Raw genomic sequence first — 9,806 nt, 5'->3', positions numbered from 1 at the left:
AAATATCTTTCAGAGGTGTAAAAATGCAGAAAGTAAGTTTGAAAAATATATTAATAGTAATACAGAGGACTTTAGATTCCATGGATGAGAGAATGGTAGGACATGGAGAAGAAGTAGCTTACATAATGTATAAATTATTGAAAGCTTCTAATGATTATAGTGAAGATGAAATATTAAGACTTATGGAACTTGCAATGTTTCATGATATAGGTGTATATAAGGTTGAAGAAAGAGATAAAATTTTAGATATTGATTCAGAGGAGCCAATGGAGCATTCTGTGTACGGATCATTATTTATTAAACATTTTTCACCATTAGCTGATTTATCTCCAGTGGTTTTAGGACATCATTTGTTTCCAAATGATTTAGACGATGAAAAGAAAAAAATTATTCCTAAAGAGGCTTTATTATTACATTTAGCTGATTATATTTCTATTCGAAAAATGAACGGTGATAAAATGGATAAAGATTCAATAATGAAGACTTTTGGTGAAAAGGTACTGCCGGAACATAAGAAACTTTTTGAAATAGCTTGTACTGAGTATAATTTATTAGAAAATATTTTATATAAAAATTATTTAGAAGAACTATATGAAATTTTTGATAAGATTATTTTAACTAGAGAAGAAGTAATAAGCTATATAAGAATGTTAACTTATGCCATTGATTTTAGAAGTGAATCAACAGTTATACATTCAATAGCAGTAGAAGAAATAAGTGCTCAAATAGCTAACATGCTCAATATAGATGAAAAGATGACAAGAAAAATTAAAATTGCTTCTATGTTACACGATATAGGTAAGATAGTAGTACCTATAGAGATATTAGAAAAGCCAGGTAAGCTTACAGGTGAAGAGTATAAACAGATACAGAATCATGCTATTATAGGGTATAAAATATTAAGTGGATTAGGAATTGATGACATAAGAGATATTGCTACCTTACATCATGAAAAATTAGATGGTACGGGATATCCTTTTGGACTAAAGGGGGATGAAATTTCTCTTGAAGTAAGAATAGTTGCAATAGCAGATGTAGTTAGTGCTCTAGTTAATATAAGAAGTTATAAGGGAGAATTCCCTAAAGAAAGAGTAATATCAATTTTATCTAATATGGCAGCTTCTAATAAAATTGATAGTAGAATTTGCAATTTAGTAATAAATAATTATAACTATATAATGAATAAAGTAAGGGAAAATACAAAGAAAATATTAAGTGTATATAATAATTTAATGGAAGAATATGAACTACTTTTAAAGTACCTTAAAAGAGTGGCTTAATTATATAATTTTTAAATAAAGATTAAAATTAGAATCTGTCGATTGAAAAAGTAAAGTATGCAAATTAATTATATTAGAATGAAATTAGAAACGTATAGCTATAAAGATAACCAATAGTTATGCAAATCAACTATATTAGAAAAAATATCCAATTATCAATATTTAGATAAATAGGAGACTTTTTCTCTTAGGATAGAATATGAAAATAAAAAAGGAGCTATGCCAGTAGCTCCATTTGCAACAACTATTGCTTTTTAAGTATCAATCCCTCTTGGAGATATTTAACCCGTAAAAAGATAATATCAAAAAAATTAATGCTATTCAATATATAGAAGTGAATTACAATAAATTACTAGATTTATTGCTTTTAAATGGTAATTAAAATACATTTCCAATATACATAATTGTTTCATTAGGTATTGTTAAAATTCCATTAATAGAATAGTCCTTGAAAAAGTCTTTTAAAGCATTTATATATTCTAAATAGTTTTCATCACCATCAGTTAAAGAATAAGATGATGATAATATTCTTTTAATAAATTTATCTTCGTCATATTTTAAGTTGTTTTCAAATTTTATTAAATCGTATTTATTATTAAAGAACTCACTTATTGAATTAGATTTAATATCGAAGCCCCCACTAAATCCTTTAAAATTTTTACAATATTTCTTGCATATTTCAGCATTTTTTATAACTATTTCTGATTCTGGAACTCGGTTGTTCCAAACTAATATTACTTTACCCTTTTCTTTGAGTATTCTTTGACATTCCTTTTTAAAAGCTATTGGATTAAACCAATGAAATGCTTGAGCTACAGTTATATAGTCTATAGAGTTATCTTTAAGGGTAGTATTTGAATCAGTTCCATTTATTGATATAAAACTTGAATTTAATGATAATAAATTTTCTGCCTTAGTTCTCATATCTTTATTAGGCTCAACAGCAAATACTTTAAAGCCAAGATTCAATAATGACTCTGAAAATTTCCCTGTACCAGAGCCTATATCAGCAATAATACTATCCTTACTAATTTTTTCTACATTTACCAAATAGTCAAAAAGAGCTTTTGGATAACTTGGTCGCGCTTCAGAATAAACAGAAGCTTTACCTGTAAACTTCTCAGTATTGTTCATTTTACTACATCTCCATTTACATAAAATGATATATTATTAAAAAATATGATTTAGTTTAAAATCCATATAAGATAATTTTATCATATAGATTATAAAAGAGGAGATACAATATATTAATTTTAATTATATAAGTATCAATAATATTTCATATTATATTAAGTTATTTTAGATGGAAATAATTTTAGTTAAATAATTATTAAATGATCTTATATAAAATTAAAAGATTGAAGCTTTCGATATATAAAATCTACTTTTAAATTTTTTACTTAAAATAATATAAAGTCTGAAAATATAGATTATTTATAGAAACCTATACTATGCTATATTGTGCTAGATTTTAATAAGTGATATATTAAACTTAAAATATATAAGAATTAGAAGGTGTAAGTATGAATTTAGAGGAAAAGATATTAGAAGAAAAATTAATTCATAAAGGTAATTTTTTAGAGTTTGTCAATGTTGATGTGGAACTTCCTAATAAAGAGAAAGCTAATAGAGATGTTGTTAAACATCCAGGTGCAGCAGCTGTTTTAGCTTTTTTAGATGATGAAAATATTATATTAGTTGAGCAATATAGATTACCTATAAAGCAAGTTATGATTGAAATACCAGCTGGTAAATTAGATAAAAATGAAGATCCTAAGGTCTGTGCAGTAAGAGAACTTGAAGAAGAGACAGGTTACAAAGCTGGGGATATAAAGTTTTTAGGAAAGATTTCTACAGCACCAGGATTTTGTGATGAAATAATCTATATTTATAAAGCTAAGAATTTAACGCTAGGTGAGAAGCATGAAGATGAAGATGAGTTTACTAATGTTAAAATAGTTAATATAAATGAAGTGAAAGAAATGATAAAGAAGGGTGAAATTATAGATTGTAAAACCTTAAGTGCTTTTGCTTTCTTATAATTTGATTATTTATAAAATTTAGTAACATCATCACTTAATATAGAAATTAAAATGAATATTTAAGAATACTATAAATTTAAGGAGCTTATCATTTAGATATAGCTTCTTTTATTTTTTTAGAAAAATAAAATTTACATATATTCAATTATGAATATTAAAGAGATTTTAAACATATTATGTTTTATAGCAACTGTATGGGGAGGAATATTATGAATTTAATGGAAAAGCTAAACTCTAATTTTAAGGAGAATAAATTATTTTATTTATTGGTATTAACATTTTTCTTTGTAGGTATACTACTGGGTGCATACACCATAAAATATATGGATGGAGTAGATGCGAAGGATTTATCAGATTATTTTACAGGATTCTTACAAACTATTAGTACGAAAGAAGTTGTAACTAAAGATTTAATTTTTAATGTGCTTACGAAGAATATATTTGTTATCTTTTTAATTATTGCCTTAGGATTTACAACCTTTGGAGCACCAATAATTCTTTTAATAGACTTAATAAAAGGATTTACCTTAGGATATACCTTTAGCTTTCTATTAACTACATTTGAAGGAAAAGGGATATGGGTAGCTCTAGTCACTACAATTCCACAAAATTTATTATATATACCATTTTTTGTGGGTATAAGTATTATTTCATTAGATATGTCACTTTTGAAAATGAAGGAGAAGTTTTTTAATGGCTCTAGGATGAATAAAGCTATGATTAAAAGGAATATAGTTAAATTTGGAATTTTTTTAATTATTTTTGTTATTGGAGTAATTATTGAATCTTATGTAAGTCCAGGATTAATTAGGTTAGTAGTCACAAAAGCTTATAAATTAACCTAATCCAATGAAAACAAAGAAGGAATAATAAGTTATTTGTCGAATAAATATTATATTAGGATAGGGGAGAATTATGAAAGAAATTGTTAATAATTATAAGGAAGCTTTACTAGAAAGTCATAAAAGTGAAAATACTGTTTATGCTTATGTAACTGACGTAAACCTTTATGTTAAGTATTTGAATAATAAGAATATCAATATTGATGAAACTGATAATGTTTCAGTACTAGGGTATATTCAACACCTTTTAAGTGAAGGGAAGTCTGAAAGGTCTATAAATAGAATAGTAATTAGCTTAAGAAGCTTTTACAATTACTTAAAAGATCAAGATGTAGTAAGAGAAATACCTAAGATTTATTATAAAAATACTATAACTACTAAGAAGTTACCTGAGATATTAACTATAGAAGAGGTAGACAGAATAATTAAAATTGTAGATAAGGACTGTAATAAAGGAATTAGAGATAATGCTTTATTAGAACTTATGTATGCAACTGGAATGAAAGTTTCTGAAATAATTAATATAAAAGTATATGATGTTAATTTAGAGCTAGATTTCGTAAGATGTCTAGATAATAAGAATCTTGAAAGATTAATTCCTATTGGAAGAAGTGCTGTAGAAGCAATAAAGGAATATTTCTTAATTAGAGATAGAGTTGCATCTGCTGGAGTTGATAATTTATTTGTAAATTTAAATGGAAATCAACTAACTAGACAAGGTGTATGGAGAATAGTTAAAGAGTATTCACATAGGGCTGGAATCAAAAAGGATGTTAATTTAAATACCTTTAGACATTCATTTGCAGTTCATCTTTTACAAAATGGAGCAAATGTACGAGCTGTTCAAAAGTTATTAGGAAATCAAGTTTTAACTTATATGGACACATATTATGAAATTATAAACAATGATAAAATAAATATTGTATATAAAAACTCCCATCCTAGAGCATAATAAAATAGAAGTAATTCTAGGCTTTATAATACGAAAGGAGAAGATTAAATGAAAAGAGTTATATTAGTAGTAATGGATAGTCTAGGCGTAGGTGAATTGCCTGATGCCAATCTTTATGGTGATGTTGGTAGTCATACACTAGACAATACCTATAAAGCCTGTGGGGGATTAAAGATTGACAATCTTGAAAAATTAGGATTTGGTAATATTGAAGGGGTTAAATATTTAAATAAAGTACAAGATCATATCGGTGCGTATGGAAAGCTTATGGAAAGATCTAAGGGTAAAGATACAGTAACTGGACACTGGGAAATTGGGGGAGTTATTCTAGATACTCCATTAAACACTTATCCTAATGGTTTTTCTAAAGAAATTATTGACGAATTCCTAAAAAGAGTAAACAAAAAGGGAGTTTTAGGTAACTGTGTTGCCTCAGGTACTGAAATAATTGAAAGACTTGGAGACGAGCATGTTAAGACAGGATATCCAATAGTGTATACGTCAGCAGATAGCGTATTCCAAATTGCTGCTCATGAAGATGTAATACCACTTGATGAGTTATACAATATGTGTAGTATTGCAAGAGAAATGCTAGTTGATGAAAATGTTGTTGGAAGAGTTATTGCAAGACCTTTCACTGGTAAAAATGGAGAGTATAAGAGAACTTCAAATAGAAGAGATTATGCTTTAGATCCATTCTCTAAAACTATGTTAGAGTATCTTTATGAAGATGGCAAGGAAGTAGCTGCTGTTGGTAAAATTGAAGATATATATAATAAAAAAGGTGTAACTAAGGCTGTTCATACTAAGGATAATATGGATGGTGTTGATGCTACCCTTAAATATATGGATGAAGTAAAGGAAGGATTAATATTTACTAATTTAGTAGATTTTGATATGCTTTATGGCCATAGAAATGATCCAAAGGGTTACGGAAAAGCTATAGAAGATTTTGATAATAGATTACAAGAAATCTATAGTAAATTAGGTAAGGATGATATTCTTATGTTAACAGCTGACCATGGTTGTGACCCAACTACTGAGAGTACAGATCATTCAAGAGAGTATATTCCTATATTAGTTTATGGAGAAAATATTAAACCTATAAATATAGGAACTAGAAAGAGCTTTACTGATATAAGTAAAACTATTTTAGAGTATTTTAATATTGATAATAATATTGATGGAGAAAGTTTCTTGAAAAATATACTAGGTTAATAGGAGGTCTATAATCCAATGAGGATGTATGACATTATTCTTAAAAAGAGAAAAGGTATTGAATTAACTAAAGAAGAAATTGAATTCTTTGTAAAGGGATTTACAAAGGGAGAAATTCCTGATTATCAAGCTTCAGCATTACTTATGGCGATATTTTTTAATAAAATGAATAAGAGAGAAACTGCTGATTTAACTATAGCTATGGTAGATTCAGGTGATAGAATTGATTTATCATCAATTAAGGGTATAAAGGTAGATAAGCATTCTACAGGAGGAGTTGGAGATAAGACTAGTATATGTTTAACTCCACTAGTTGCATCATTAGGTGTTCCAGTTGCTAAAATGTCAGGAAGAGGATTAGGTCATACTGGAGGAACTATTGATAAACTAGAAGCTTTTGAAGGCTTTTCTGTAGAGCTATCTGAAGAAGATTTTATAAATAATGCAAATAATATAGGAATTGCATTAACAGGTCAAACTGGGAACATAGCACCTGCAGATAAAAAGCTTTATGCTTTAAGAGACGTTACAGCAACTGTTGATAATATGTCCCTTATAGCATCAAGCATTATGAGTAAGAAAATTGCTTCAGGAGCAGATGCAATAGTTCTAGATGTAAAAGTTGGAGATGGAGCTTTTATGAAAACTCCTGAAGATGCAAAGTTACTTGCAAAGGAAATGGTTGATATAGGAACATCTGTAGGAAGAAAAACTATAGGTGTAATCTCAGATATGGATCAGCCATTAGGATATGCAATAGGTAATTCTTTAGAAGTAAAGGAAGCTATTGAGTTATTAAAAGGAAATGGTCCAAAGGATTTATTAGAACTTACTTTAACTTTAGGAAGTTATATGCTTGTTTGTAGTAATACAGCTAAAACTTTTGAAGAAGGTAAAGAACTTCTAATGAAAAATATAGAAAATGGAAAGGGCCTAGAAAAACTTAAAGACTTTGTAAAGGCTCAAGGGGGAGATACTTCCTTTATTGATGATACTAATAAACTACCTAAGGCTAAGTTTATAGAAGAAGTTAGGGCTAAGGAAAGTGGATATATAAAGAAAATTCATGCTGAAGCCTTTGGACTTATAGCTATGGAGCTTGGGGCAGGAAGAGAAACTAAGGAAAGTAATATAGATCTTGCTGTAGGAATAGTATTAAATAAAAAGAGGGATGAAAAGGTTCAAGAGGGGGATGTGCTAGCTTATATTCATAGTAATGATAGAAACAATATTGAAAGAGCTAGAGAGAAAATCCTAAAGAATATAGAAATTATTAAAGAACCTATAGAAAATCTTCCTCTAATATATGATGTAGTACAATAATTTAAATATGATAAGAAGAATTTATTTCTTTTTATCATATTTTTATTTTTTATGGAAATAATAAGCTTGAAAGGAGGAGCGGTTATGAATAAAAAATCAATGCTCAGATCAATTGCACTTACTTTAAGTTTATTATTTATGATATCTATACCTACGAAAGCTAATACTTTAGTTGAAAATGAAGAAGTAGAAACATATGAGGAGTATGAAGAATTAGAAACATATGAAGAATATGAGGAGTGGTCACAGGAAACCTTTAGTGAAGAGGGGATAGTTGTAGATGCTAAATCTGCATTATTAATTGAACCTATAAGTGGAAAGATTTTATATGAAAAAAATCCTGATGAAAAATTTGCTCCAGCTTCAGTAACCAAAATAATGACTATGCTTCTTGTAATGGAGGCAATAGACAGCAATAAAATATCTCTTCAAGATAAGGTAACATGTAGTGAAAATGCAAAGAAAATGGGCGGAAGCACTATGCTTCTAGATACAGGAGAAATTAGAACTGTAGAAGAGCTTTTAAAGGGGTTAGCAATAGCTTCAGGTAATGATGCGGCTGTAGCACTAGCAGAGTACTTAGCAGGAACAGAAGAGGCTTTTGTTGAACTTATGAATAAAAGAGCTCAAGAATTAGGCATGACTAATACTACTTTTAAGAATAGTAATGGATTACCTAAAGATGGTCATTTATCAACAGCAAGAGATATAGCAACTATGTCACTTGAATTATTAAAGCATCCAACTATATTAAAGTACTCAGGAATTTATATGGAAACTATATCTGAAGGAAGAAAGTCACCAATAGAATTAGTTAACCATAATAAATTAGTTAGATTCTTTGAAGGTTGTGATGGTTTAAAAACTGGATTTACTCAAGAAGCTAAATACTGTATTTCTGCAACAGCAACTAGAAATGGTGTAAGAATGCTTTCAGTAATTATGGGTGCTCCTACATATAAGGTTAGAAATAGAGATGCTGGTATGCTTTTAAACTTTGGTTTCTCTAAATATGAAGGTAAGAAGGTCTTAACTAAAGATGAAGATGTAGAAAATGTATACTTAAGTAAGAATACAGATAAATTCTTAGTAGCTAAAGCTAAAGATGATTTAGTAGCTGTAGTTCCTAAAGGAGAAAATAAAGAAATAGAAAAGAAAATTGTTATTGATGAACTAAAGAAGGAATATAAAGCAGGAGATATTGTAGGTAAATGTGAAGTTTACTCTGGAGAAGATAAGATAGGAGAAGTTCTATTATATTCAGATAGAGATATTAAACTTGGTGGTATCTTCGAAAACTTTAAGTTCAATATGAAGAATATGTTTAGAAAAGGCGTATAGTATAAAGAGCTGCTTTAAGGCAGCTTTTTATACTTGTAAATTAAGAATGAATAATGAAAAATTAATGAGAAAACTAGGCTAAGCCTAGTTTTTTATGTTTATAGTAAATATATAATTCATTATCGATCTTTTATCATTACTTTCCTTTTAGATAGTATCTAACAAAAAAAGTGAATACTTGCTAGTAAATATATTTTAATTTATCATAGAGATAAGAAAGAATCTAGGAGGAGATATAATGAAAAAAGAAATAGAAGTATTTGATTATGCTAATGTTATAATGAAGACTCTAAAGAATGGAGTTTTATTAACTACAAAAGCAGATGATAAAGTTAATTCTATGACTATATCTTGGGGAACATTAGGAATTGAGTGGGGGAAACCTATTTTTACAGTCTTTGTGAGAGAAAATAGATTTACAAAACAGCAGTTAGAAAAGAATCCAGAGTTTACTATTAATATACCAGTAGGGAACTTTAATAAGAAGATATTAGGAGTTTGTGGGACAAAGTCTGGTCATTCTGTTGATAAAATAAAAGAATTAAATTTAACTCTTGAATCACCTAATAATATTTCAGTACCAGATATTAAGGAGTTTCCACTTACCCTTGAATGTAAAGTTATATATAAACAAATGCAAGATAAAAATGAAATTTTAGAAGAAAATAAAACTAAGTATTATCCTCATGATGTAGATGGATCATTCCATGGTGCTAATAAAGATTATCATATAGCTTATTATGGTGAAATTGTAAGTTCATATATAGTTGAATAATTATAATATTAAGTTAAAAAAGGTGCTTATCTT

The 9,806-nt window shown here is 28.0% G+C and carries 9 protein-coding genes; 8 read left to right on the top strand and 1 reads right to left on the bottom strand.

Annotated elements, in window-relative coordinates; translation table 11 throughout:
- Positions 1-1,280, top strand: a 1,280-nt coding sequence (locus E6248_RS09110; protein ID WP_316340506.1) for an HD domain-containing phosphohydrolase, incomplete at its 5' end; no start/stop codon positions are given.
- Positions 1,281-1,658: 378 nt separating this feature from the next.
- Here the strand turns inward: E6248_RS09110 and E6248_RS09105 are convergent.
- Entirely contained in the window at positions 1,659-2,414 is a 756-nt protein-coding gene (locus E6248_RS09105; RefSeq protein ID WP_316340505.1) for a class I SAM-dependent methyltransferase, read from the bottom strand.
- A gap of 389 nt (positions 2,415-2,803) precedes the next feature.
- Between E6248_RS09105 and E6248_RS09100 the strand changes: the two genes are divergently transcribed.
- From E6248_RS09100 to E6248_RS09070, 7 genes are all read left to right on the top strand, one after another.
- Positions 2,804-3,322 carry an NUDIX hydrolase gene (locus E6248_RS09100; RefSeq protein ID WP_316340504.1) on the top strand — a complete coding sequence of 173 codons (519 nt, stop codon included), beginning with the start codon at positions 2,804-2,806 and terminating at the stop codon, positions 3,320-3,322.
- A gap of 209 nt (positions 3,323-3,531) precedes the next feature.
- The gene (gene spoIIM / locus E6248_RS09095) at positions 3,532-4,167 is read left to right on the top strand and encodes a stage II sporulation protein M (RefSeq protein WP_316340503.1); all 636 of its coding nucleotides are present in this window, start codon (positions 3,532-3,534) and stop codon (positions 4,165-4,167) included.
- 70 nt (positions 4,168-4,237) lie between these two features.
- On the top strand, positions 4,238-5,116 hold the full coding sequence (locus E6248_RS09090; RefSeq protein ID WP_316340502.1) for a tyrosine-type recombinase/integrase: 879 nt from the start codon (positions 4,238-4,240) through the stop codon (positions 5,114-5,116).
- A gap of 48 nt (positions 5,117-5,164) precedes the next feature.
- Complete coding sequence (locus tag E6248_RS09085; protein WP_316340501.1) at positions 5,165-6,334, top strand: phosphopentomutase; 1,170 nt, start codon at positions 5,165-5,167, stop codon at positions 6,332-6,334.
- Positions 6,335-6,352: 18 nt separating this feature from the next.
- Positions 6,353-7,657 carry a pyrimidine-nucleoside phosphorylase gene (locus E6248_RS09080; RefSeq protein WP_316340500.1) on the top strand — a complete coding sequence of 435 codons (1,305 nt, stop codon included), beginning with the start codon at positions 6,353-6,355 and terminating at the stop codon, positions 7,655-7,657.
- Between the two features lie 84 nt (positions 7,658-7,741).
- Positions 7,742-8,998, top strand: a complete 1,257-nt coding sequence (locus tag E6248_RS09075) for a D-alanyl-D-alanine carboxypeptidase family protein (protein WP_316340499.1) — start codon at positions 7,742-7,744, stop codon at positions 8,996-8,998.
- A 238-nt stretch (positions 8,999-9,236) separates the two neighbouring features.
- The gene (locus E6248_RS09070; protein WP_316340498.1) at positions 9,237-9,773 is read left to right on the top strand and encodes a flavin reductase family protein; all 537 of its coding nucleotides are present in this window, start codon (positions 9,237-9,239) and stop codon (positions 9,771-9,773) included.
- Positions 9,774-9,806 lie beyond the last annotated feature (33 nt).

It is taken from the genome of Clostridium sp. (assembly GCF_032552055.1).
Classification (GTDB): Bacteria; Bacillota; Clostridia; order Clostridiales; family Clostridiaceae; genus Clostridium.
Note: the sequence above shows the minus strand (reverse complement) of the source record. Positions and strands in the feature narration are given on the sequence as shown.

Bases quoted from the DNA above. Each gene is read 5' to 3' on its own strand.
- E6248_RS09075 (WP_316340499.1), top strand. From the start codon at position 7,742: ATGAATAAAAAATCAATGCTCAGATCAATTGCACTTACTTTAAGTTTA.
- E6248_RS09080 (WP_316340500.1), top strand. From the start codon at position 6,353: ATGAGGATGTATGACATTATTCTTAAAAAGAGAAAAGGTATTGAATTA.
- E6248_RS09090 (WP_316340502.1), top strand. From the start codon at position 4,238: ATGAAAGAAATTGTTAATAATTATAAGGAAGCTTTACTAGAAAGTCAT.
- spoIIM (WP_316340503.1), top strand. From the start codon at position 3,532: ATGAATTTAATGGAAAAGCTAAACTCTAATTTTAAGGAGAATAAATTA.
- E6248_RS09105 (WP_316340505.1), bottom strand. From the start codon at position 2,414: ATGAACAATACTGAGAAGTTTACAGGTAAAGCTTCTGTTTATTCTGAA.
- E6248_RS09085 (WP_316340501.1), top strand. From the start codon at position 5,165: ATGAAAAGAGTTATATTAGTAGTAATGGATAGTCTAGGCGTAGGTGAA.
- E6248_RS09070 (WP_316340498.1), top strand. From the start codon at position 9,237: ATGAAAAAAGAAATAGAAGTATTTGATTATGCTAATGTTATAATGAAG.
- E6248_RS09100 (WP_316340504.1), top strand. From the start codon at position 2,804: ATGAATTTAGAGGAAAAGATATTAGAAGAAAAATTAATTCATAAAGGT.